Source organism: Streptomyces sp. NPDC059247 (assembly GCF_042754005.1).
Lineage (GTDB): Bacteria > Actinomycetota > Actinomycetes > Streptomycetales > Streptomycetaceae > Streptomyces.
Genome location: NZ_JBHYZW010000016.1, coordinates 16,791 through 38,113, shown reverse-complemented (window position 1 = coordinate 38,113; position 21,323 = coordinate 16,791). Strand labels below are relative to the sequence as shown.

At 74.6% G+C, this 21,323-nt stretch carries 17 protein-coding genes; 8 read left to right on the top strand and 9 right to left on the bottom strand.

All coding sequences use genetic code 11. The features are described from left to right. Positions 1–2: 2 nt before the first annotated feature. Together recA and ACFXGN_RS24915 are read right to left on the bottom strand one after the other, a co-directional pair. Positions 3–1,133, bottom strand: a complete 1,131-nt coding sequence (gene recA / locus ACFXGN_RS24920) for a recombinase RecA (RefSeq protein ID WP_384863115.1) — start codon at positions 1,131–1,133, stop codon at positions 3–5. Positions 1,134–1,578: 445 nt separating this feature from the next. Next, on the bottom strand, positions 1,579–2,028 hold the full coding sequence (locus ACFXGN_RS24915) for a PTS glucose transporter subunit IIA (RefSeq protein WP_384863113.1): 450 nt from the start codon (positions 2,026–2,028) through the stop codon (positions 1,579–1,581). A 271-nt stretch (positions 2,029–2,299) separates the two neighbouring features. Here ACFXGN_RS24915 and ACFXGN_RS24910 point away from each other — a divergent pair, with 271 nt between their 5' ends. The 3 genes from ACFXGN_RS24910 to ACFXGN_RS24900 are packed head-to-tail and all read left to right on the top strand — an operon-like array spanning position 2,300 to position 4,611. Then, entirely contained in the window at positions 2,300–3,103 is an 804-nt protein-coding gene (locus ACFXGN_RS24910) for a helix-turn-helix transcriptional regulator (protein ID WP_384863110.1), read from the top strand. A gap of 32 nt (positions 3,104–3,135) precedes the next feature. Then, a complete protein-coding gene (locus tag ACFXGN_RS24905; RefSeq protein WP_384863107.1) occupies positions 3,136–3,645 on the top strand; it encodes a DUF3291 domain-containing protein in 510 nt (169 codons plus the stop codon). Positions 3,646–3,705: 60 nt separating this feature from the next. Then, positions 3,706–4,611, top strand: a complete 906-nt coding sequence (locus ACFXGN_RS24900; RefSeq protein WP_384863105.1) for an NAD-dependent protein deacetylase — start codon at positions 3,706–3,708, stop codon at positions 4,609–4,611. A gap of 83 nt (positions 4,612–4,694) precedes the next feature. Here ACFXGN_RS24900 and ACFXGN_RS24895 read toward each other — a convergent pair whose 3' ends face one another. Beyond that, positions 4,695–6,368, bottom strand: a complete 1,674-nt coding sequence (locus ACFXGN_RS24895) for an IucA/IucC family protein (protein WP_384863102.1) — start codon at positions 6,366–6,368, stop codon at positions 4,695–4,697. A gap of 63 nt (positions 6,369–6,431) precedes the next feature. On the opposite strand from ACFXGN_RS24895, the gene ACFXGN_RS24890 reads away from it, so the two are divergent. Next, positions 6,432–8,030, top strand: a complete 1,599-nt coding sequence (locus ACFXGN_RS24890; RefSeq protein WP_384863099.1) for an IucA/IucC family protein — start codon at positions 6,432–6,434, stop codon at positions 8,028–8,030. 103 nt (positions 8,031–8,133) lie between these two features. Here the strand turns inward: ACFXGN_RS24890 and ACFXGN_RS24885 are convergent, their stop codons facing one another. After that, on the bottom strand, positions 8,134–9,357 hold the full coding sequence (locus ACFXGN_RS24885; protein ID WP_384863330.1) for an AI-2E family transporter: 1,224 nt from the start codon (positions 9,355–9,357) through the stop codon (positions 8,134–8,136). 426 nt (positions 9,358–9,783) lie between these two features. After that, positions 9,784–9,978: a DUF3046 domain-containing protein gene (locus ACFXGN_RS24880; RefSeq protein ID WP_351791127.1), complete on the bottom strand. Its 195-nt coding sequence runs from the start codon at positions 9,976–9,978 to the stop codon at positions 9,784–9,786. 79 nt (positions 9,979–10,057) lie between these two features. Between ACFXGN_RS24880 and ACFXGN_RS24875 the strand changes: the two genes are divergently transcribed. Then, the gene (locus ACFXGN_RS24875; RefSeq protein WP_384863097.1) at positions 10,058–10,987 is read left to right on the top strand and encodes a hypothetical protein; all 930 of its coding nucleotides are present in this window, start codon (positions 10,058–10,060) and stop codon (positions 10,985–10,987) included. A gap of 79 nt (positions 10,988–11,066) precedes the next feature. On the opposite strand, the gene ACFXGN_RS24870 is transcribed toward ACFXGN_RS24875, so the two are convergent. The 3 genes from ACFXGN_RS24870 to ACFXGN_RS24860 all read right to left on the bottom strand — a co-directional run bounded on the left by ACFXGN_RS24870 (position 11,067) and on the right by ACFXGN_RS24860 (position 13,430). Continuing rightward, positions 11,067–11,375, bottom strand: a complete 309-nt coding sequence (locus ACFXGN_RS24870) for an AzlD domain-containing protein (protein ID WP_384863094.1) — start codon at positions 11,373–11,375, stop codon at positions 11,067–11,069. Beyond that, on the bottom strand, positions 11,372–12,202 hold the full coding sequence (locus ACFXGN_RS24865; protein WP_384863091.1) for an AzlC family ABC transporter permease: 831 nt from the start codon (positions 12,200–12,202) through the stop codon (positions 11,372–11,374). Before ACFXGN_RS24865 ends, ACFXGN_RS24870 begins: the two co-directional genes overlap by 4 nt. Before the next feature lie 391 nt (positions 12,203–12,593). Continuing rightward, positions 12,594–13,430: an AraC family ligand binding domain-containing protein gene (locus ACFXGN_RS24860; RefSeq protein WP_384863088.1), complete on the bottom strand. Its 837-nt coding sequence runs from the start codon at positions 13,428–13,430 to the stop codon at positions 12,594–12,596. A gap of 91 nt (positions 13,431–13,521) precedes the next feature. On the opposite strand from ACFXGN_RS24860, the gene ACFXGN_RS24855 reads away from it, so the two are divergent. The 3 genes from ACFXGN_RS24855 to ACFXGN_RS24845 all read left to right on the top strand — a co-directional run bounded on the left by ACFXGN_RS24855 (position 13,522) and on the right by ACFXGN_RS24845 (position 20,123). Next, positions 13,522–18,174, top strand: coding sequence for a DEAD/DEAH box helicase (locus ACFXGN_RS24855; RefSeq protein ID WP_384863085.1), 4,653 nt, complete (start codon positions 13,522–13,524; stop codon positions 18,172–18,174). Between the two features lie 193 nt (positions 18,175–18,367). Then, a complete protein-coding gene (locus ACFXGN_RS24850) occupies positions 18,368–19,183 on the top strand; it encodes an Fpg/Nei family DNA glycosylase (protein WP_384863083.1) in 816 nt (271 codons plus the stop codon). Between the two features lie 172 nt (positions 19,184–19,355). Next, the gene (locus ACFXGN_RS24845) at positions 19,356–20,123 is read left to right on the top strand and encodes an SDR family NAD(P)-dependent oxidoreductase (protein WP_384863080.1); all 768 of its coding nucleotides are present in this window, start codon (positions 19,356–19,358) and stop codon (positions 20,121–20,123) included. A 746-nt stretch (positions 20,124–20,869) separates the two neighbouring features. On the opposite strand, the gene ACFXGN_RS24840 is transcribed toward ACFXGN_RS24845, so the two are convergent. Beyond that, entirely contained in the window at positions 20,870–21,253 is a 384-nt protein-coding gene (locus tag ACFXGN_RS24840) for a helix-turn-helix domain-containing protein (RefSeq protein ID WP_384863077.1), read from the bottom strand. Between the last annotated feature and the right edge of the window lie 70 nt (positions 21,254–21,323).

The following is a 21,323-nucleotide window of genomic DNA, read 5'->3' as shown; positions in this document are numbered from 1 at the left end:
GTTCAGCTCTTGACCGCGGTGACCTTGGCCGCCTTCACGGTCTTGCCCGCCGCCGGGGCGCTCTTGGCCGCGTCGTCCGCACCGGTCGCGTCGGTGCTCGCGGTCGCGTCCGCCGCGTCGGTCTTCCCGGCCTCGGGCCGGACGCCGACGCCGAGCTTCTCCTTGATCTTCCGCTCGATCTCGTCGGCGAGGTCGGGGTTGTCCTTCAGGAAGTTGCGGGCGTTCTCCTTGCCCTGGCCGAGCTGGTCACCCTCGTACGTGTACCAGGCACCGGCCTTGCGCACGAAGCCGTGCTCCACGCCCATGTCGATCAGGCCGCCTTCGCGGCTGATGCCCTGGCCGTAGAGGATGTCGAACTCGGCCTGCTTGAAGGGGGGCGCGACCTTGTTCTTGACGACCTTGACGCGGGTGCGGTTGCCGACCGCGTCCGTGCCGTCCTTGAGGGTCTCGATACGGCGGATGTCGAGGCGCACCGAGGCGTAGAACTTCAGGGCGCGGCCACCGGTCGTGGTCTCCGGCGAGCCGAACATCACGCCGATCTTCTCGCGGAGCTGGTTGATGAAGATCGCGGTGGTCTTGGACTGGTTGAGCGCGCTGGTGATCTTCCGGAGCGCCTGGCTCATCAGCCGGGCCTGGAGGCCGACGTGCGAGTCGCCCATCTCGCCCTCGATCTCGGCGCGCGGGACGAGCGCGGCGACGGAGTCGATGACGATCAGGTCGAGGGCGCCGGAGCGGATCAGCATGTCGACGATCTCGAGGGCCTGCTCGCCGTTGTCCGGCTGGGACAGGATGAGGTTGTCGATGTCGACGCCGAGCTTCTTGGCGTACTCGGGGTCGAGGGCGTGCTCGGCGTCCACGAAGGCCACCTGGCCGCCGGCCTTCTGGGCGTTGGCGACGGCGTGCAGGGTCAGGGTCGTCTTGCCGGAGGACTCCGGTCCGTAGACCTCCACGACGCGACCGCGCGGCAGGCCACCGACGCCGAGCGCGATGTCGAGCGCGGTCGATCCGGTGGAGATCACCTCGATCGGCTCCTGGACGCGGTCACCCATGCGCATCACGGCGCCCTTGCCGAATTGGCGTTCAATCTGTGCGAGCGCGGCGTCGAGCGCCTTCTCGCGGTCGGTTCCTGCCATGGGTTCCACCCGGTTTACTTGAGTCGATCGCTTCATGGGAAAGACGCTAACCCCTGCCACTGACAACGGGCTCCGACGTCCCCTCCGACCTGTGGACAACTTGCCGACAAGCCCGCGATTCCAGGGGCCGGACCTCCATGAGAATGGATGTTCGATTTCAGTGTCAAGCGTGACGCGGCCCCACCGGAGACCGGTCGAGCCCCTTCACCGAAGTCCGTTCGGTGATGATTCGTCCCACCGGACATCACTCACCCCGGGCCGTGGACACCACTCACCCGAGCCACCGGAACCACCGGCCCGAGCCCCCGAAGCCGCCGACCGGAGCAGCGGAGCGCCGAGCGGGAGCCGTCCACGAGAACCCTGCGGACGACCCCGGCGGGTCGGACTCCCGCGAGCCTCGACCCAGAGGAGCGCCACGGCCGCCCCTCGCCCCGCACCCGCCGGGTCAGTTCCAGACGAAGAGCTCGCCACCCACGGCGATCTCGCCGGACTCGACCACGCCGCTCAGCTGGTCCGCCGACGCCTCCAGGGCCACGACCGGGGAGATGGGCGACTTGCCCGCCGCCTCGACGGCTGCGGGGTTCCACTTGACGACCGGCTGGCCCCGCTTGACCCGGTCTCCCTTGTTCACCAACAGCTCGAAGCCCTCGCCGTTCAGCTGGACGGTGTCGATGCCGAGGTGGACGAGGACGCCGTGCCCGTTCTCGTCCATCACGACAAAGGCGTGCGGATGCATGGAGACGACCTGGCCGTCCACGGGGGCCACGGCCTCGATGGGCTCGCGCAGAGGGTCGACGGCGGTGCCCGGTCCGACCATCGCACCGGCGAAGACGGGGTCGGGCACATTGGCCAGCCCGACGGCACGACCGGCCAGCGGCGACGTCACGGTAGTCATGAAAGCAGGACCTTTCGGGAGGAAGCGGGCTCCCCGGCGGACGCCGGGCACCCGTACGCACCTCCACCCCGGGGATTCCCCGGAGCACGGGAGCGCGACCCCCATTTCTACCAACCGAACGTGTGCGCCCTAGCACGTTGTGTGACTTTCGGCGGGGAGCGGCCGACCCCGCGCCGAGTGACACACCTCTCGCCGCCTCCGCCCGTACGGACATCGCGCGCGCGACCGGCGAAGCTCTATCGACAACCCGCGTTGTTCCTAGAATGGACGGGTGAAGGACATCGACGCGATCGCGGCGCTCCAGGACCCGGTACGGCGCCGCCTGTACGAGTACGTGGCGGCCCAGGGCCGCGAGGTCGGCCGGAACGAGGCCGCCGAGGCCACCGGGGTGACGCGCACGCTCGCCGCGCACCATCTGGACAGACTGACCGGGGCGGGCCTGCTGGAGAGCGGCAGCCGACGCCTGACGGGCCGCTCGGGCCCCGGGGCCGGGCGACCCGCCAAGGTCTACACCCGCGCGCGTGCCGAGCACGCGGTGTCCCTGCCCTCCCGGGACTACCTCACCGCCGCCGACCTGCTGGCCGAGGCCGCCGAGCGGGCCGGTCTGGACACGGAGCTCCGTACGGCCGCGCGCCGCAGGGGCGAGGCCCTGCGCGGCCCCGCCACCCCCTGCGGGAGCCTGACGGAGGCCATGGAGACCCTGGCCGCACGGGGCTACGAACCCCACCTCGAACCGGCCGACACCCCCAGCGGCACGGAGGACACCGGGAGCGACCGGACCGGCGGGGCCACCGGAACGGCGCCGAAGGCGACCGGACCGGCACCCACCGCACCGGGAGCGGCCGGACCGGCGGAGACGACAAAGGCGATGCCGGAAGCACCCCCGGCCGTCGTCCGGATGCGCAACTGCCCCTTCCACTCCGTCGCCGAACGCTTCCCGCCGCTCGTCTGCGGCATGAACCTCGCCCTCCTGGAGGGGCTGCTCGGCACCGGCGGCGCCGTCCGGGCCCGGATGGACTCCCGTCCGGGCGAATGCTGCGTCGTCGTCGAAGATTCTAAAAACAATCAAGATTGACATAGAAATCGGCGCCGTGCTGGGATGAGGCCATGACTGCGTCCCCGCCTGCCGCGCACCTCGCCCAGCTCAATGTCGCCACCCTCCTCCACCCCCTCGACGACCCTCGTGTCGCGCCCTTCGTCGAGATGCTCGACACGGTCAACGCCGCCGCCGACGCCGCGCCCGGCTTCGTGTGGCGCCTCGTCGCGGACGGGTCCGCCGACGCCACCGCCCTGCGCCCGGCCGGTGAGGACGTCATCGTCAACATGTCGGTGTGGGAGACCCAGGAGGCCCTGTGGGACTTCACCTACCGCAGCGGCCACCTGGAGGTGATGCGGCGGCGGCGCGACTGGTTCGAGCGGCACGCGGCGGCGCACCTGGTGCTGTGGTGGGTGCCCGCCGGTCACCGTCCGACCGTCGCCGAGGCCCTGGAGCGGCTGACGGACCTGCGGGAGAACGGGCCGTCCCCGCGCGCGTTCTCCTTCGCCTCCGCCCACACCCCAGCCGAGGCCGCCGGGCACGCGCGCGTGTCGCCCGCCGGAGACCCCACGGGCGTCTGAAGGGCGCGGGGCCGGGCCCGCGACGGGCCGTGACGGCGGGAGGTTCCGTACCCTGGCGTCATGCGTACGCGCCCCACGCTCAGCTGGACCCCGGACGGGGACCTCCCGCCGGGCACGACGGACCTGGAGCCGGTCGTCGGGGCCCTGCGCACCGGCCGCGTGCTGGTGCTCAGCGGGGCCGGGATCTCGACCGAGTCGGGCATCCCCGACTACCGTGGCGCGGGCGGGAGCCTGAGCAGGCACACGCCGATGACGTACCAGGACTTCACCGCGAGCGCCGGGGCCCGGCGGCGGTACTGGGCCCGGAGCCATCTCGGGCGGCGCACCTTCGCGCGGGCCCGGCCCAACGACGGGCACCGGGCGGTGGCCGCGTTCGGACGGCGGGGGCTGCTCGGCGGGGTCGTCACCCAGAACGTCGACGGGCTGCACCAGGCGGCGGGCAGCGCCGGAGTCGTGGAGCTGCACGGAAGCCTCGACCGGGTCGTCTGCCTCCGCTGCGGCGACAGGAGCGCCCGGCACGCGCTGGCCGAACGTCTGGGCGAGGCCAACCCGGGCTTCGATCCGGTGCCCGCCGCGATCAACCCGGACGGGGACGCCGATCTCACCGACGAGCAGGTCGCGGACTTCCGGGTGGTGCCGTGCGTGGTGTGCGGCGGGATCCTCAAACCGGATGTCGTGTTCTTCGGCGAGACCGTGCCCGTGGAACGGGTCGAACACTGCCGGGAACTGGTGCGCGCCGCCTCCTCGGTCCTGGTGCTGGGTTCCTCGCTGACGGTGATGTCGGGGCTGCGGTTCGTCCGTCAGGCGGGCGACGCCGGTACGCCCGTGGTGATCGTCAACCGCGACCCCACGCGCGGCGACAAGTTCGCCGATGCCCGGATCGCCCTCCCCCTCGGAAAGGCCCTCGCCACCGTCGCCGAACGCCTCGGCGTCCCGCTCGCCGAGGACGGGCCGACGACGGTCTGAGCACGGCCGAGGGGGCGGCCGTCACGGTCCGGGCCCGGCGGAACCCGCTCCGGACCCGCCCGGTCCCTCACCTGCTCCCCCACTCACGCGCGGTGGCCCGAGGCCGTCCCCAAGGGGTTGGGGAGCCCGGTCCACCGCTCCCGTCCCTCCGGGTCCAGCCGCATCAGGGTGAGCGCCTTCGCCGGGAGCGGATCGGTGCGCAGGGCGCGCAGGTCCGGGGTCGGGACGAGGTCCGGGAGGACTTTCTCCAGGACCGTGCCGAGGGTCGGCGCGTCCCCGGCCAGCGGGCCGAGCGCACCGGTGACCAGGCCGCCGAGGACCTTGCGGCGCAGCGCGTCCGGGTCGTCGTCCAGGAGACGGCCGGTCAGCGGCGGGGCCGCGACGCCGTGCCGGGCGAGGCGGGCGGGGCTGATCCGGATGTCGGCGAGGTCCCGGTAGACGAGCCGCAGCGGACGCCCTTCGGCGTCGACGACCACGAGGAGGTTCTGGCCGTGCGCCTCCAGGGCCACCCCGAGGTCGAGCAGTTCCAGGCAGACGCCGAGGGCCAGCCGGGCGAACCCCACGGTCCGGTCGAACCGTTCGGCGGGGGTGCGGGACGCGAACAGCGCGGGCAGGGCGGCCACCGGCACGACGCTCTCCCCCGCCGCCGCGCGCGCGTGGACCTGGGGCGCCTCCCGCAGGAGCACCGCCAGGTCGGCGGTGCCCGCCCCGGCCGCCGCCAGCGTACGGGCGATGTGGAACCGGCCCTCGAACCGCCCGGCCAGTCCTTCGAGGAACGCGGAGGTGGCGACGGCGTGGGTCACCGTGTACGCGGAGATGTCCCGGACGGTCGAGGTGAGCCGTGTGCTCAGCGAGGTCTTCACGTGCACACCGCCGCGCGCGTACGCGTACGCGCGCGTGCTCCCGTGCGGACCGCCCTCCCCGTACGCGCGCGTGCTCCCGTGCGGACCGCCCTCCCCGTACGCGCGCGTGCTCCCGTCCTGGCCGCCCTCCCCGTACGCGTACGTGCCCCAGGGCGCGTCCTCCCCCAGGGCGAGGGTGCGCAGGGACAGGAGCGGGTGGGCGTCCGGGCCGGGGCGCAGCGGGACCCCGGACAGGACGTGCTCGGCCTGCCAGGGGTGGACGGGGATCAGTACGGCGGCGCCGTCGCGGAGTTCGTCGGGCCACGCGCCGGACACGGCGGCGTCCTCGACGGCGGCCAGGCGCAGCGGGACGACGGGCCGGTGTTCGGGCGCGTACGCCAGTTCCTCGGCGGCCGAGAAACCCGGTCGGGAACGGCAGCCGGGGTGGTACGGGTGCCCGTCGGTGTCGGTCTGTTCCGCGTCCCAGGGGGCCGTGGGCGGCACGGTGACGGCTCGCCGGGGCGTGGTCCGCGACAGTGCCATCGAGGCGACGCTGCGGTCGAGTTCGGCGGCCAGCCGCCCGCCGCCCGGGACGGCGAGGGCCGCCACCAGTTCGGCCGGGTGGTCGAAGGGGCGTCCGTCCAGGTCGAGCCGGGTCGCCGTCATGGCCGTCGCCCAGGGGTCCGAGGGCGGGCCGTGCAGCCGCCGCCCGTCGGCGAGCAGCAGGGTGACGCCCTCGCGGTCGGCCGTCCTGGCCGTGATCCAGGGGATCGGCTCGTGGACGAGACCGCGCCACAGCCGGGTCAGCACCGCGCTCCTCGTCCCCGGGAGCCCCGTGGTGTACGCGGCGGTCAGCCGGGGCCGTACGGCGTCGAGCTCGGCGGCGAGGGCCCGCTCCGCGGCGGTTCTGCACATGGTTCTGTTCTATCGCGGCCGAAGCCGATCCACACATGACCCGGTCCGCACATACTGAGAACGATGAACACACTGACGCGGGCCGCCGACGCGCTGGCGGTGACGCCCCTGCTCAACTGCCTCCTCCGGGAGGCGGCGGACCCCGCTCCGGCCCCGGACGGCGAGCGGGACGAACCGGGGCCCGGCCGGTCCGCCGGTCCGCTCGGCCGGGGTCCGTGGCAGACCGTCCACCGCCTGCGCGCCAGCGGCCGTCTCCTGCGGGTGCGCCCCGGGCACCGGCCCTCGGCCCCCGAGCTGTGGACGGGCCGGTCCTGGCGGGCCCTGGACCACACCGGTCTGGTCGACCTCGCCGTCCAGGAGATGCGCGCCACCACCGGCCGTTCCAATCCGGTCCTGGCCGCCGAGATGGCCGCCAGCCGCGACGCCGTACGGGCCCTCCTCGCCGCCCGCGCCCGCGCCGTGCCGCCCGAGGACCCCTGGCTCCGCTCCGAGCAGTCCCTGGTCATGGGCCACCCGTACCATCCGGCGCCCAAGGCCCGTACCTCCTGGGGTCCGTCCACCTCGTGGCTGCGGTACGCCCCCGAGGCGTACGCCGGGTTCCCGCTGGTGCTGCTCGGCGTACGCGAGGACGCCCTGGTCGAGGACGGCGACACCGGGGCCCTGGACGCCCTCGGCGAGGCCCCGCCCGGCTACCGCCTGCTCCCCGCCCACCCCTGGCAGCTGGAGCTCTCGGCCCGTACCCCCCGGCTGCGCGCCGCCTTCGCCGAGGGCCGTCTCGTCCGGCTGGGCACCACGCGCGGGAACGCCCGGCCGACCTCGTCGGTGCGCACCCTGTACGTCCCCGGCGACGGCTCCCGCGCGCGCGGCGACCTGCTCCTGAAGTTCAGCCTCGATGTGCGGATCACCAACGACATCCGCCGGATGCGCCGTCACGAGCTGCTGCACGTCCGCCGGACCGACCCCCGGGTCACCGCCGCCTTCGCCGCCGTGGGCGGGCCGTCGGCCTGGCTCAGCGACCGGGGCTACCGCACGGTGGACGGGCTCTTCGAGACCTGCGCCGTGCTCGTCAGGGACGGTCTGGACCGGCATCTGGCGCCCGGTACGACGGCGGTGCTCGCGGCGGCGCTCGTGGAGGGCTTCCCCGGCAATCCCCTCGACCGGGTCACCGATCCCCTGGCGTGGTGGTCGGCGTATCTGCGCCGGGTCGTCGGACCGGTCCTGGAGGTGTTCGCCCGCTTCGGGGTGGTCGTGGAGTGCCATCTGCAGAACACCCTGATCGCCGTGGACTCCCTGGGCGTCCCCGTGCAGTCGGTGTTCCGTGACGCGGAGGGCGCCAAGACCGTGCCCGAGACGCCCCGCGAGGCGGCCTGGCGGCGGCTCGTCTACTGCCTGGTGGTCAACAACCTCTCCGAGATCGCCGGGGCCCTCGACGACCGCTTCCCGGGATCGGCGCCCGCCCTGTGGGCACGGGCCCGCGACGAGTTCGAGCGCGACGGCCGACCGCCCGGGGCGCCCGACGTCGCCGGGCTGCTCGCCGCGCCCACCCTCCCCGGCAAGGCGAACCTGCTCTCCCGCTGGATCGGGGCGGAGGGCACCGCCCCGCACTACCTCCCGGTCCCGAACCCGCTCGTGGACGACCCGGTCGGCAGCACGCGCGCGTAGCTCGGCCGCCATCGCCCGTACGGCCCCGGAACGGCCGCTCCACGCGCGCGGGGAGCGGTCCCCGCGCGGGACCCGTCCGCGCCCGCGTCGCGGAGGGCACCGGTCACCCCTCTCTGGCCGGTTCCTCCGGCGTCGGCTCCTTCTTGTGCTGGAGGGCCTTCTGCAACCGGGCGACGACGGCCTCGCCGTACCGCCGGTGGCCGTGGACGCGCGGGTCGTCGGTCACGTCGTACCGCTTCACGTACGCGCCCAGGAAGGCCTGGAGGGTCGCCACCGCCGGGATCGCGATCAGGGCGCCGACGGCGCCGAGCAGGGCCGTGCCCGCGATGACGGAGCCGAACGCCACCGCCGGGTGGATGTCCACCGTCTTGGAGGTGAGCTTCGGCTGGAGGACGTAGTTCTCGAACTGCTGGTAGACGACCACGAAGCCGAGCACCCACAGCGCGTACCAGGGGTTGACGGTGAACGCGATCAGCATCGGCAGGGCACCGGCCAGATAGGTGCCGATGGTCGGGATGAACTGCGACACCAGACCGACCCACACGGCGAGCGCGGGCGCGTACGGCACGGAGAGGATCTCGAAGAGCACGAAGTGCGCGACGCCCGAGATGAGGGCCATGAGCCCGCGCGAGTACAGATAGCCGCCGGTCTTGTCGACGGCGATCTCCCAGGCGCGCAGCACCTCGGTCTGCCGGGCGGGCGGCAGGACGGAGCAGAGGGCGCGCCGCAGCCGGGGTCCGTCGGCCGCGAAGTAGAACGAGAACAGGAAGATCGTCAGCAGCCGGAACAGGCCGCCGAGGACGGTGGTGGAGACGTCGAGGACGCCGGAGGCGCTGTTCTGCACGTACTTCTGCAGCCAGTCGGAGCTCAGGACGCTGTCCTGGACCTCGACCCGGGACAGGTCCGTGTGGAAGTTCTGGTTGATCCAGTTGATCAGTGAGTCGAGGTACTTGGGGAAGTTCTCGACCATGTCCACGATCTGCCCGGCGAGCATCGACCCCAGGAGCACGACGAAGCCGACGCTGCTGACCATGACGGCGAGGAAGACGAGGAAGGTGGCGAGTCCCCGCCGCATCCCCCGGGCCGCCATCCGCCCGACCGCCGGTTCGATGGCCAGGGCGAGGAAGAACGCGAGCAGGATGTTGACGAGGAGACCGACGAGCTGGTGGAAGGCCCAGTTGCCGAGGAGGAAGCAGGAGTAGAGCGCCAGGGCGAGGACGAGCGCGCGGGGCAGCCAGCGCGGCATCCGCGCGGCCTGCCCGGCGGGCACACCGCGCTCGTCGACGGACCCGGCCCGCTCGACGGACCCGCCCCGCTCGACGGGCAGGCTCCCGGCGGGCCCGGCACCGGCGGTCCGGGCCGTGTCGGCCCCGGCCCCGGCGCCGTCGGGCCCGTCCGGTACGTCTCTGGGGGTCCCCTCGCCGACCGGCGCGGTCTTCGTGGCGACGCCCCCGCCGCCGGTGACCGCCGTCGTCGTGCCGGCGGGCGCGGGGGTCGCACCGCCGTCGGCGCCTGCGTAGGCCGGAGCCGGGAAGGCGGCCGGTCCGGGAGATTCGCCCGGTTCACGGGATGTGTCCGGGTCGCGGGATGTGTTCGGTCGTGTCACGTCGGATTCGTCAGTCGGAGCCACCCCGCCAGTCTCGCGCACCGCACGGACATTCCACCCGGGCCCCCTCACATCACCCCGGTCACCCCGAGGTCCCCGCTCGCGGGACGGGGTTCCCCGGGGGCTTCCGCGGGGCCCCGGCGGCCGTCAGCGCTTGTCGGCCGGTACGCCGACGGCCGCGCAGACGGCCCGCCACACGTCCTTCGCCTCCCAGCCCGAGTCCAGCGCCTCGCGCACCGTCCGGCCGCCCAGCTCCGCCATCACATGGTCACGCGCGAAGGACTCGGCGTACGACGCACCGAAGTGGTCGGCCATCCGCTCCCAGAAAATCGTCAACCGCATGACGCCAGTATCCCGCTCCCAAGAGTGCAGCCCGCTCCGTGAGCCTTGTCACCACGGCGTTCCGCTCTACGGTCGGAGCATGGCCGAAAATCCACTCCCCGCCCCGCCCGCGACTCCCCTGGCCCGCGCCGAGCGTTTCGTCTGGCTGACGGCCCGCGTCCTCGAACAGCGCAGATTCGCCCACCACTTCCTGCACGGTGGCGCGGACCAGGTCGAGACGGCCCTCTCCTCGTACCTCAACGAGGACGGCGGCTACGGGCACGCGCTCGAACCCGACCTGCGCGGCCCGGTCAGCCAGCCGCTGCACACCGCGCACGCGCTGCGCGTCCTCGACTCGATCGGCCGCTGCGGCGGGCTGCGCGCGGAGCGGATCTGCCGCTACCTCACCGCCGTGTCCACCCCCGACGGCGCGCTGCCCGCCGTCCACCCGTCCCAGCGCCCCTACCCGTCGGCGCCCTTCGTCCCGGTCGTCGAGTCCCCACCGAGCGCGCTGCTCACCACGGGCCCGGTGGTCGGCCTGCTGCACCGCAACCAGGTCTGGCACGCGTGGCTGTTCCGGGCCACCGAGTACTGCTGGGCGGCCGTGGAATCGCTGGAGAAGTCGCATCCGTACGAGATCGAGGCCGCGGTCGCCTTCCTGGACGGGGCACCGGACCACGCGCGCGCGGAGGCCGCCGCCGCCCGTCTCGGGCGGCTCGTGCGCGAGCAGCGGCTCGTCGTCCTTGACCCGGACCGGGAGGCCGACCACCCGGTCCCCGAGGGGTACGCGCCCGGCGAGCTCCACCATCCGCACGACTACGCGCGCGTGCCCGACTCGCTGGCGGCCCGCTGGTTCACCGACGCGGAGATGGCCCGCTCGCTCGACCGGCTCGCGGCCGACCAGCGGCCGGACGGGGGCTGGCCGATCCGCTGGCGCGCCTGGGCCCCCGGCTCGGCCCTGGAGTGGCGTCCGATCGTCACGGTCGAGGCCCTGCGCGTCCTGCGGGCGCACGGCCGGGCCATCGGCTGACGGAAGGGGCCGGGCGGCGGGCTCCAGCCGCGCGGGCACAGCCGCCCCCGGAAGGGCCCGCCGCCGCCCGGCCCCTCCGTCACCCGCCCAGGGCCCGTACCCCCGCCGTGACGAGTACGGCGGCGCCCACGACCACCAGGAAGGGGGCCCGCAGGACCAGGGCGACGGCCGCCGCGGCGACTCCGGCGGCGCGGGCGTCGAGGACCAGGGCGTGGCCCGCGCCGAAGGTCTGCTGGGCGGTGAGCGCGGCGAGCAGCGCGACGGGGAGGAGCGCGGCGAGCCGCCGTACGAGCGGCCGTTCCAGGGCTCCGGCGGGGACCAGCAGCCCGAGCAGTTTGAGCAGGTAGCACCCGCCGGCGGTCAGGGCGATGGCGATCCAGACGTTCATCGGGGGCCCTCCGTCCCGGCGGGCGGGCCGGTGCGGCGGCCGTGGAACCACAGCACCAGGGGCGCGGCGAGGGCCGCCGCGAGGACCGGGACCCCGGCGGGCAGGAAGGGCAGCAGCCCGAGGCCGAGCAGGACGGCGATCCCGGCGGTGGTCCGTTCGGTCGCGGACTTCAGCATGGGGGCGAGCAGGGCGAGGAAGACGGCGGGACCGGCCGCGTCGAGCCCCCAGGCGGCGGTGTCGCCGATCGCCTCCGCGCCGAGGGCGCCGAGCAGGGTGGTCGCGTTCCACAGGACGTACAGGGTGAGGCCGGTGACGGTGAAGCCGATCCGGGCGGCCCTGCGGGACGGCTGCGCGAGCGCGACGGCCGTGGTCTCGTCGATCACCCAGTGCGCGGCGAACGGCCTGACGGCCCTGGGCACGGCGAGGAGCTGGGAGAGCCGCAGACCGTAGAAGGCGTTGCGGGTGCCGAGGAAGAAGGCCCCGGCGGCGGCCGTGAAGGGGTTGCCGCCCGCGGCGAGGGCGCCGACGAGCGCGAACTGCGAGGCCCCGGTGAAGACGAGGAGACTGAGGACGCAGGTCTGCAGGACGCTGAGGCCGGAGCCCGCGGAGGTCACGCCGAAGGCGAAGCCGGAGAGGCCGACGGCCACTCCGACACCGAGCGCGTCGCGGACGACGGCCGCCTCGGGCTTGGCGGGTGCCGCGCCGGGCCCGGCCGGTGCCGCGCCGGGTGTGCCCTGCGCCGCTTCGGGCGTCTCGCCGGACGCCGCTCGGGATGTCTCGTCGGGTGCTCCGTCGCGTATGACGGGAGGTGCTGTCTGTTCTGCCACGTCAGGGACGGTACGGCAGTGTCGTCGACCGGGTCTTGTACGTTCTTGCGGCGGGTGCCCGAGGGGGTTCCTCGCGCGCGTGCCCAGGTCGTGGAGCGGGGACGGCCCCCGGAACGGACTCCCGCGCGCGTACCCCGGCCGGACGGGCGCGTACACACCCCCGGACAGGGGCCGGGGAACCCCCGCGCGCGTACTCGGGCCGAACGGAGACGTGCGGCCCCACCGTCGGCCCTCCCCGCGCGCGTACCCGGGCCGGTGGACGCCGGAACCGTACGGGGCACCGCGCACGGCCCTCCCCGCGCGCGCGTACCCCGGCCGGTCGAGGCGGGCGCCCTTCCGTTCCCGACGGAACGATGCCCACCGCGTACGTGGTGGCCGGGCCGGGCCGCCGCTAGGACGCCCGGCCTCCGGTGCCACGTGCGCGTTGGTAGGCGCCCGGCGGCACCCCGACGCTGCGGGTGAAGTGGCGGCTGAGGTGCGACTGGTCGGTGAAGCCGACGGCGGCGGCGGCAGCAGCCGGTGGCGTGCCCGCGTCCAGCAGCCGCCGCGCCCGCCGCACGCGCGCGTCGGTGAGCCAGGTGTGCGGCGGCATCCCGTACGCGTCCCGGAAGGCCCGGAGCAGCGCGAAGGGGCTGGTGCCCAGGTCGGTGGCGAGACGCTCCAGGGTCGGCGGCGCCACCATGCGGTCCTCCAGGACGGCACGCGCGCGTGCCGCGTTCCGCCCGCCCGCCGTACGCGGGGGCAGCGGACTGATCAGCCCGCCGTGGCCGCGCAGCAGCCGGGCGGTGACCAGCCGGAGCATGGTGTCGGCCGCCAGCGCGTTGCCCTCCTCGGCGGCCCGGTGGACACCGACGACGAGCCGGGCGGCGGCCGGGTCGTCGACGACGGGAAGCGTGAAGCCGACCGAGCCGCGCAGCGCGAGGACGTCGGCGGCGATGGACCGGACGATCTCCGCGTCGGGGTAGATCGTCCGGTACGTCCAGCCCTCGGGCACGCCCGCGTGCCCGGTGTGCGGGGTGTCGGGGTTCACCAGGGCGACCTGCCCCGGGCCCGTGCGGACCAGGTCGTCGCGGTAGTGGAAGGCCTCGACGCCCTCGGTGACCGCCGCGAAGACGAAGGTCTCGTGGGTGTGCCGGGCGAAGACCTTGCGGACGTAGCGGGCGTGCAGCAGGTCCACCCCGGGCAGCTCGGGGTACTGCCAGTACCGGGCCCGCTCCCCGCTCGTCATGCCTCCATTCTGCGGCAGCCGACCCACCGGGGCGCGAACGGGTTTCCCCAGGTCCGGGCGGTTGTCAGTGGGCGGGTGCACGATGGAGGGCATGGTCAGGTCCGCGCTCGACTCGTTCTCCCCCGCGACCCGTGGTTGGTTCGCCGGGGCCTTCACCGCGCCCACGGCGGCGCAGGAGGGCGCCTGGACCGCCATCGGCGCGGGCTCCGACGTCCTCGTCGTCGCCCCCACGGGCTCGGGCAAGACCCTGGCCGCTTTCCTCGCCTCCCTGGACCGGCTGGCCTCCTCGCCCCCGCCCGCCGAGCCGAGGAAGCGCTGCCGCGTGCTGTACGTGTCCCCGCTGAAGGCCCTCGCCGTGGACGTCGAGCGGAACCTGCGCTCGCCGCTGACCGGCATCCGCCAGGAGTCGGTGCGGCTGGGCCTGCCCGAGCCGGACGTCAGGGTCGGCATCCGCTCCGGCGACACTCCCCCGGCCGAGCGCCGGGCCCTCGCCACCCGCCCGCCGGACATCCTGATCACCACCCCCGAGTCGCTGTTCCTGATGCTGACCTCCGCCGCCCGCGAGGCGCTCTCCGGAGTGGAGACGGTCATCCTCGACGAGGTGCACGCGGTCGCGGGCACGAAGCGCGGCGCCCACCTTGCGCTCTCCCTGGAGCGGCTGGACGAGCTGCTGCCCCGCCCGGCGCGCCGGATCGGCCTGTCCGCGACGGTCCGCCCGGTGGACGAGGTCGCGCGCTATCTGTCGCCGGGGCGGGCCGTGGAGATCGTCCAGCCCGCGTCGGGCAAGGAGTTCGACCTGTCGGTCGTCGTCCCCGTCGAGGACATGGGCGAGCTGGGCGGCTCGCCCGCGTCCGAGGGCAAGGACGGCGGCGACCGGCCGTCGATCTGGCCGCACGTCGAGGAGCGGATCGCGGACCTCGTCCAGGCCCACCGCTCCACCATCGTCTTCGCCAACTCCCGCCGCCTCGCCGAGCGCCTGTGCAACCGGCTCAACGAGATCGCGTACGAGCGGGCGACCGGCGAACCGCTGCCCGAGGGGGCTCCCCCGGCCGAGGTCATGGCCCAGTCGGGGGCCGCCAGGGGCGCCCCCGCGCTGCTCGCCCGCGCCCACCACGGCTCGGTCTCGAAGGAGCAGCGCGCCCAGGTCGAGGAGGACCTGAAGGCGGGCCGGCTGCCCGCCGTGGTGGCCACCTCCAGCCTGGAGCTGGGCATCGACATGGGCGCGGTCGACCTGGTCGTGCAGGTCGAGTCACCGCCCTCGGTGGCCTCCGGGCTCCAGCGCGTGGGCCGCGCGGGGCACCAGGTCGGCGCGGTGTCGACGGGCGTGGTCTTCCCCAAGTACCGGGGCGATCTGGTGCAGGCGGCGGTGGTCACCGAGCGGATGCGCGCCGGGGCGATCGAGTCGATGCGGATCCCCGCCAATCCCCTGGACGTACTGGCGCAGCAGTTGGTGGCGACCGTAGCCCTCGACACCTGGCAGGTGGACGACCTGCTGGCGCTGGTCCGCCGGGCGGCGCCGTTCTCGTCCCTGCCCGAGTCGGCGTTCACGGGCGTGCTCGACATGCTCGCGGGCCGCTATCCGTCGGACGCCTTCGCGGAGCTGCGCCCGCGCGTGGTCTGGGACCGGGTCGCCGGGACCGTGACCGGACGGCCGGGCGCCCAGCGGCTCGCCGTCACCTCCGGCGGCACGATCCCCGACCGGGGTCTGTTCGGCGTGTTCCTGGCGGGTTCGGACCCCAAGAAGGGCGGGGGACGGGTCGGGGAGCTCGACGAGGAGATGGTGTACGAGTCCCGGGTCGGCGACGTGTTCACGCTCGGCACCACCTCCTGGCGGATCGAGGACATCACCCGTGACCGGGTCCTGGTCTCCCCCGCGCCCGGGGTGCCGGGCAGGCTGCCGTTCTGGAAGGGCGACCAGTTGGGCCGCCCGCTGGAGCTGGGCCGGGCCGTGGGCGCGTTCCTGCGCGAGGTCGGCGCCCTCCCGGAGGAGGACGCCCGGCTGCGGCTGCTGGCCGCGGGGCTCGACGCCTGGGCGGCGGACAACGTGATCGCCTACCTCGGGGAGCAGCGCGAGGCCTGCGGGCACGTGCCGGACGACCGGACGATCCTCGTCGAGCGGTTCCGGGACGAGCTCGGGGACTGGCGGGTCGTCATCCACTCCCCGTTCGGGGCACAGGTGCACGCCCCGTGGGCGCTGGCCCTCGGGGCGCGGCTCGCCGAGCGGTACGGCATGGACGCGCAGGTGATGCACGCGGACGACGGCATCGTGCTGCGGCTGCCCGACGCCGATCTGATGGGCCTGGACATGGGCCTCGACCTGCTCGACCACGAGCCGGTCGATCCCGGGCGGCACCTCGACACGACGTACGACGCCGACACGGCGCCGGTCGGCGCGGCCGACACCCTCTTCGACCGGGGCGAGATCGAGCAGATCGTCACCGACCAGGTGGGCGCCTCGGCGCTGTTCGCGTCCCGCTTCCGCGAGTGCGCGGCGCGCGCCCTGCTGCTGCCGAAGCGGAACCCGGGCAAGCGCACCCCGCTCTGGCAGCAGCGCCAGCGCGCTTCCCAACTGCTCCAGGTGGCGAGCGAGTTCGGCTCCTTCCCGATCGTCCTCGAAGCGGTCCGCGAATGCCTCCAGGACGTCTTCGACCTGCCGGGACTCGTGGAGCTGATGGGGGACGTCGAGGCCCGCCGGGTCCGTCTGGTCGAGGTCACCACCCCCGAGCCCTCGCCCTTCGCCCGCTCGCTGCTCTTCGGCTACGTGGCGCAGTTCCTGTACGAGGGCGACTCGCCGCTCGCCGAGCGGCGGGCGGCGGCGCTGTCCCTGGACTCCCGGCTGCTCGCGGAGCTGCTCGGCCGGGCGGAGCTGCGCGAGCTGCTCGACCCGGAGGTCCTGACGGAGCTGGAGCGGGAGCTCCAGTGGCTGACGGACGACCGGCGGATCAAGGACGTGGAGGGCGTCGCCGACCTGCTGCGGGTGCTGGGGCCGCTCACCGAAGCGGAGCTGGCCGAGCGCGGTGCGGAGGCGGTCTGGGCGCCGGAGCTGGGGGCGGCCCGGCGGGCGATCCGGGTGCGGATCGGGGGCCGGGAGCACTGGGCCGCGATCGAGGACGCGGGCCGTCTCCGGGACGCCCTGGGCACGGCCTTGCCGGTGGGGGTTCCCGAGGCCTTCACCGAGCCGGTCAAGGATCCGCTGGGGGACCTCCTCTCGCGGTTCGCCCGTACCCACGGCCCGTTCACGTCCTCGTCGGCCGCCGACCGGTTCGGGCTGGGGGCGGCCGTCACCGACGGCGCGCTCCAGCGGCTCGCCGCGTCCGGCCGGGTCGTCCAGGGCGAGTTCCACCCCTCCGGCATCGGCCAGGAGTGGTGCGACGCGACGGTGCTGCGGCGACTGCGCCGCCGTTCCCTCGCGGCCCTGCGCCACGAGCTGGAGCCGGTGCCCCCGGCGGCCCTCGCCACGTTCCTGCCGCAGTGGCAGCACCTGGGGGGCGGCGGGCTGCGCGGGATCGACGGCCTCGCCCGCGCGGTCGAACAGCTCCAGGGCGCGCCGGTGCCCGCCTCGGCCCTGGAGAAGCTGGTGCTGCCGTCCCGGGTGCGGGACTACTCCCCCGGGCTCCTGGACGAGCTGACGACCACCGGCGAAGTGCTGTGGGCCGGGGCGGGCTCGCTGCCCGGCAAGGACGGCTGGGTCTCGCTGTACCTCGCGGACGCGGCCCCGCTGCTGCTGCCGCCGCCGCAGCCCCTGGAGCTGTCCGCGCTGCACGAGTCGGTGCTGACCGTGCTGTCCGGCGGGTACGGCCTGTTCTTCCGGCAGATCGCCGACCAGATCCGGGCCACCACCCATCCGGACGCGACCGATCCGCAGCTCGCCGACGCGGTCTGGGACCTGGCCTGGTCGGGGCGGCTGACCAACGACACCCTCGCCCCGCTGCGCTCGGTCCTCGGCTCGGGCCGTACGGCGGGGGCGACCGCCCACCGGGCGCGCCGCACGGTCCCTCGCGGCCGGTACGGCTCGCTGACGGGCGCCGCCCGTCCCGCGTCCCGGACGGGCCCGCCGACGGTCTCCGGCCGCTGGTCGCTGCTGCCCCCGCCGGAACCGGAGCCGACGCACCGGGCTCACGCCCTGGCCAGGACCCTGCTGGACCGGCACGGTGTGGTCACCCGGGGCGCGGTGGCCGCCGAGGGCGTGGCGGGCGGCTTCTCGGCGGTGTACCGGGTCCTCGCGGCCTTCGAGGACAGCGGGCAGGCCCGGCGCGGATACGTGGTGGAGGGGCTCGGCGCGGCGCAGTTCGCGGTGGACGGGGCGGTGGACCGGCTGCGGGCGGCGGCCACCGCGCGCGACCGGGGCGTGGAGGCGGCGGCGGGCCCGCGCGCGCTGGTCCTCGCGGCGGCCGATCCGGCGAACGCGTACGGGGCCGCCCTGTCCTGGCCCGAGCCGCCCACCGACGCCGGGCACAAGCCGGGCCGGAAGGCGGGCGCGCTGGTGGTCCTGGTCGACGGCGAGCTGACGCTGTACATGGAGCGGGGCGGCAAGACGCTCCTGTGCTGGCCCGCCGAGCCGGACGACCCGGTCCTGACGGCGGCGGCGGGCGCCCTGGCGGAGGCGGCGCGGACGGGCACGCTCGGCACGGTCACGGTGGAGCGGATCAACGGCGCGACGGCCCTGACGTCCCCGCTGGCCCGCCCCCTGGAGACGGCGGGCTTCGTGGCCACCCCCAGAGGTCTGCGCCTGCGCGCGGGGTGACCCGGGCCAGAGGTCCTCGACCGGCATCGCGTACGGCCCCCGGCGCCGCCGCACACGATGCCGGGTCGAGCCGCACCATGACCGGAGGCGGGCACGGCCACCGGTCGGTCCGGCGGAGGAGCCGCCGAGGAGCTTCCGCCCCGGGTCACCGGTCCACCCGTTACGGATCTCGCCCGCCCGGCACAATGGAACCGTGCCCGAGGGAGACACCGTCTGGCAGGCCGCCCGGCGCCTGCACATCGCGCTCGCCGGGCGGGTGCTGACCCGCTCGGACCTCCGGGTGCCCCGGTTCGCCACCGCCGACCTGACCGGCCGCACGGTCCTGGACGTCACCCCGCGCGGCAAACACCTGCTCACCCGGATCGAGGGCGGACTGACCCTCCACTCCCATCTGCGGATGGACGGTGCCTGGCGGGTGTACGTCACCGGGCGGCGCCCGGGCGGTGGCCCCGACCACCAGATCCGGGCCGTCCTCGGAAACGCGGAGTGGACCGCGTACGGCTACCGGCTCCCCGTGCTCGAACTCATCCGCACGGCCGAGGAGTCCCGCGCGGTGGGCCGTCTCGGTCCGGATCTGCTGGGTCCCGACTGGGACCCGGCGGAGGCCGCGCGCCGCCTGGGGGCCGACCCTGGCCGACCGCTCGGCGAGGCCCTGCTCGACCAGCGGAACCTGGCGGGCATCGGCAACGTGTACAAGTCGGAGCTGGCCTTCCTCGCGGGCGTCACCCCCTGGCTCCCGATGGGCGAACTGGCCCCCGACGTCCCCGACCGGCTGGCCGCCACCGCCCACCGCCTCCTGGAGGCGAACAAGGCCCACCCGGAGCGCCGCACCACCACGACCCGCCACCCGGGGACACCGCTGTACGTCTACGGCCGGGCGGGCCGCCCCTGCCTGCGCTGCGGCACCCCGATCCGCGAGGCGGAGCTGAACGACCGGGTGACGTACTGGTGCCCCGGCTGCCAGCACGGCCCCGCCCCCGAAGCCCGCCAAGCCCCCAAGTCCCCATAGCTCCACCAGCTCCACCAGCTCCACCAGCTCCACCAGCTCCACCAGCTCCACCAGCTCCACCAGCTCCACCAGCTCCAGACAACCTCACTGCCCCGCCCACCCCGTCCATCCCGTCCATCCCACCCACGCGCACCAATTGACGATCCGTCAGATCTGCCCGTACGGTCCGGTCATGACGGCTCTCCCCGCGTACGACCTCACCGGCCGCACCGCGTTCGTCACCGGCGCGGCGAGCGGCATCGGGCGGGCGACGGCGCTCCTCCTCGCCCGGTCCGGCGCCACCGTGCACGGCGCGGACCTCGACGCGCGGGGCGCCGAGGAGACCGCCGCGCTGATCACCCGGGCGGGGGGCATCGCGTACGCGCACGTCCTGGACGTCACGGACCGCGCCGCACTGGCCGCCGCCGTCCGCGCGGCCGGACCGCTGCACGTGATGGCGGCGGTCGCGGGGATCATGCACACGAGCACGGTCCTGGAGACCCGGGACGAGGATCTGGACCGCGTCCTCGCGGTCAACTTCAAGGGCGTCCTCCACGCCTGCCAGGAGGCGGCCCGCTCGATGATCGACGCGGGCGTGCCCGGCTCGATCGTCACGATGGCGTCGGGCGCGATGGACACCGCGAGCCCGGGGCTGCTCTGCTACAGCGTCGCCAAGGCAGCCGTCGTCCAGTTGACGAAGACCCTGGCGGTGGAGGCGGGCCGCTACGGCATCCGGGTCAACGCGGTCGCCCCGGGCTGGATCCGCACCCCGATGACCGACCGGCACGACCCGGCGGCCCAGGAACAGGCGGAGGCGGCGATGGTCCGCCACTCACCGCTGGGGCGGGTCGGGGAGGCCGAGGACGTGGCGCACGCGGTCCTGCACCTCGCGTGCGACGCCTCCGCCTTCACGACCGGCCAGATCCTCCGCCCGAACGGCGGCGTGGCCATGCCCTGGTGATCCCCCGCACCCGGAAACGCCCCGCACCACCCGCACCACCGGAGTCGGGAGCCCGCGCCGAGTCACCACCCGGCCCCGAACAACCCGCCCCGGAACCACCCGCCCCCGCATCGCCCGACCCCCGGGCCCGGCCGAACCACAACCCTCCTGACCCTCCGGATCCCCCTGCCCCCCCGACCCTCCCGGCCCGGACCGATGCCGCCGCCGCGTGCACCGGCAGCAGGCTCAGCCCCCAGCCCCCCGCCGCCACCGCCCCCTCGACCGGTCCGGCCTCGCCGGGCACCAGCAGCAGGCGCAGCACCGCCCACCACCAGAGCCCCCCGGCCACCAGCCCCACCGCGACCAGCGCGAGCGTCGCCGGCGGCACCCGTCGCCGTACCATGGCCGCCTCCTGCCGTCGACGCTAGACCGGCGGGATCACCCCGCGGGAGGGCGCACCGGAGGCAGACCCGGCGCACACGGCCCGGTCGCACGTTCCCCCCACCATGGCAGCCCGACCAGAACCCGGCATCTCAGGCATCTCGCCACAAAACGAAGAGCGGACCACCGCACCGCCGCACACGACGACCACGGGACTCCCGCACACGGCAACCACAGGACGTCCTCGCGGGAGGACCGCGGAACGCCCCGCACGGAAGATCACGGGAACACCCCGCCCGTGGAAGGACCCCGCGAAGACGCACGAAGACGGAACCCCGGTCGGCGCCCTCTGGAGGGTGCCGACCGGGGTTCCGTCCGGTTTCGGTTCAGGCGGCGACGACGTCGACCGCTTCCGCGGGTGCCTTGATGGTCACCCGCTCGGTGGGCACACTGCCCACCGACGTCACCGACACCGAATTGAGCATCGGGCGGACCGGCGTCGGCACCGGCTGGCTCGCCGCTGCCGACTGGGCCAGTTCGGCCAAGGACAGCTCGTCGCTCACTTCACGCATCAGCTCGGACATCCGTACGTCCAGCGCGTCGCAGATCGCGGAGAGCAGCTCGGAGGAAGCCTCCTTCTGCCCCCGCTCCACCTCGGAGAGATAGCCGAGCGAGACTCGGGCGGACGAGGAGACTTCGCGCAGAGTACGGCCCTGGCGCTGGCGCTGCCGACGCAGCACGTCACCCAGCAGGCGACGGAGCAGAATCATCGGTGGCTCCCTCCTCGGACCGCGTAGCCGCATCCTTCACGCCCCACCGTACCGCCTCGCGCCGCAGCCG

Excerpts from the sequence above, each read along its gene's own strand:
- ACFXGN_RS24905 (WP_384863107.1), top strand. The coding sequence starts at position 3,136 with ATGACTGCGTCCCCGCCTGCCGCGCACCTCGCCCAGCTCAATGTCGCC.
- ACFXGN_RS24890 (WP_384863099.1), top strand. The coding sequence starts at position 6,432 with ATGAACACACTGACGCGGGCCGCCGACGCGCTGGCGGTGACGCCCCTG.
- ACFXGN_RS24875 (WP_384863097.1), top strand. The coding sequence starts at position 10,058 with ATGGCCGAAAATCCACTCCCCGCCCCGCCCGCGACTCCCCTGGCCCGC.
- recA (WP_384863115.1), bottom strand. The coding sequence starts at position 1,133 with ATGGCAGGAACCGACCGCGAGAAGGCGCTCGACGCCGCGCTCGCACAG.
- ACFXGN_RS24860 (WP_384863088.1), bottom strand. The coding sequence starts at position 13,430 with ATGACGAGCGGGGAGCGGGCCCGGTACTGGCAGTACCCCGAGCTGCCC.
- ACFXGN_RS24840 (WP_384863077.1), bottom strand. The coding sequence starts at position 21,253 with ATGATTCTGCTCCGTCGCCTGCTGGGTGACGTGCTGCGTCGGCAGCGC.
- ACFXGN_RS24915 (WP_384863113.1), bottom strand. The coding sequence starts at position 2,028 with ATGACTACCGTGACGTCGCCGCTGGCCGGTCGTGCCGTCGGGCTGGCC.
- ACFXGN_RS24855 (WP_384863085.1), top strand. The coding sequence starts at position 13,522 with ATGGTCAGGTCCGCGCTCGACTCGTTCTCCCCCGCGACCCGTGGTTGG.
- ACFXGN_RS24880 (WP_351791127.1), bottom strand. The coding sequence starts at position 9,978 with ATGCGGTTGACGATTTTCTGGGAGCGGATGGCCGACCACTTCGGTGCG.
- ACFXGN_RS24845 (WP_384863080.1), top strand. The coding sequence starts at position 19,356 with ATGACGGCTCTCCCCGCGTACGACCTCACCGGCCGCACCGCGTTCGTC.
- ACFXGN_RS24895 (WP_384863102.1), bottom strand. The coding sequence starts at position 6,368 with ATGTGCAGAACCGCCGCGGAGCGGGCCCTCGCCGCCGAGCTCGACGCC.
- ACFXGN_RS24900 (WP_384863105.1), top strand. The coding sequence starts at position 3,706 with ATGCGTACGCGCCCCACGCTCAGCTGGACCCCGGACGGGGACCTCCCG.
- ACFXGN_RS24870 (WP_384863094.1), bottom strand. The coding sequence starts at position 11,375 with ATGAACGTCTGGATCGCCATCGCCCTGACCGCCGGCGGGTGCTACCTG.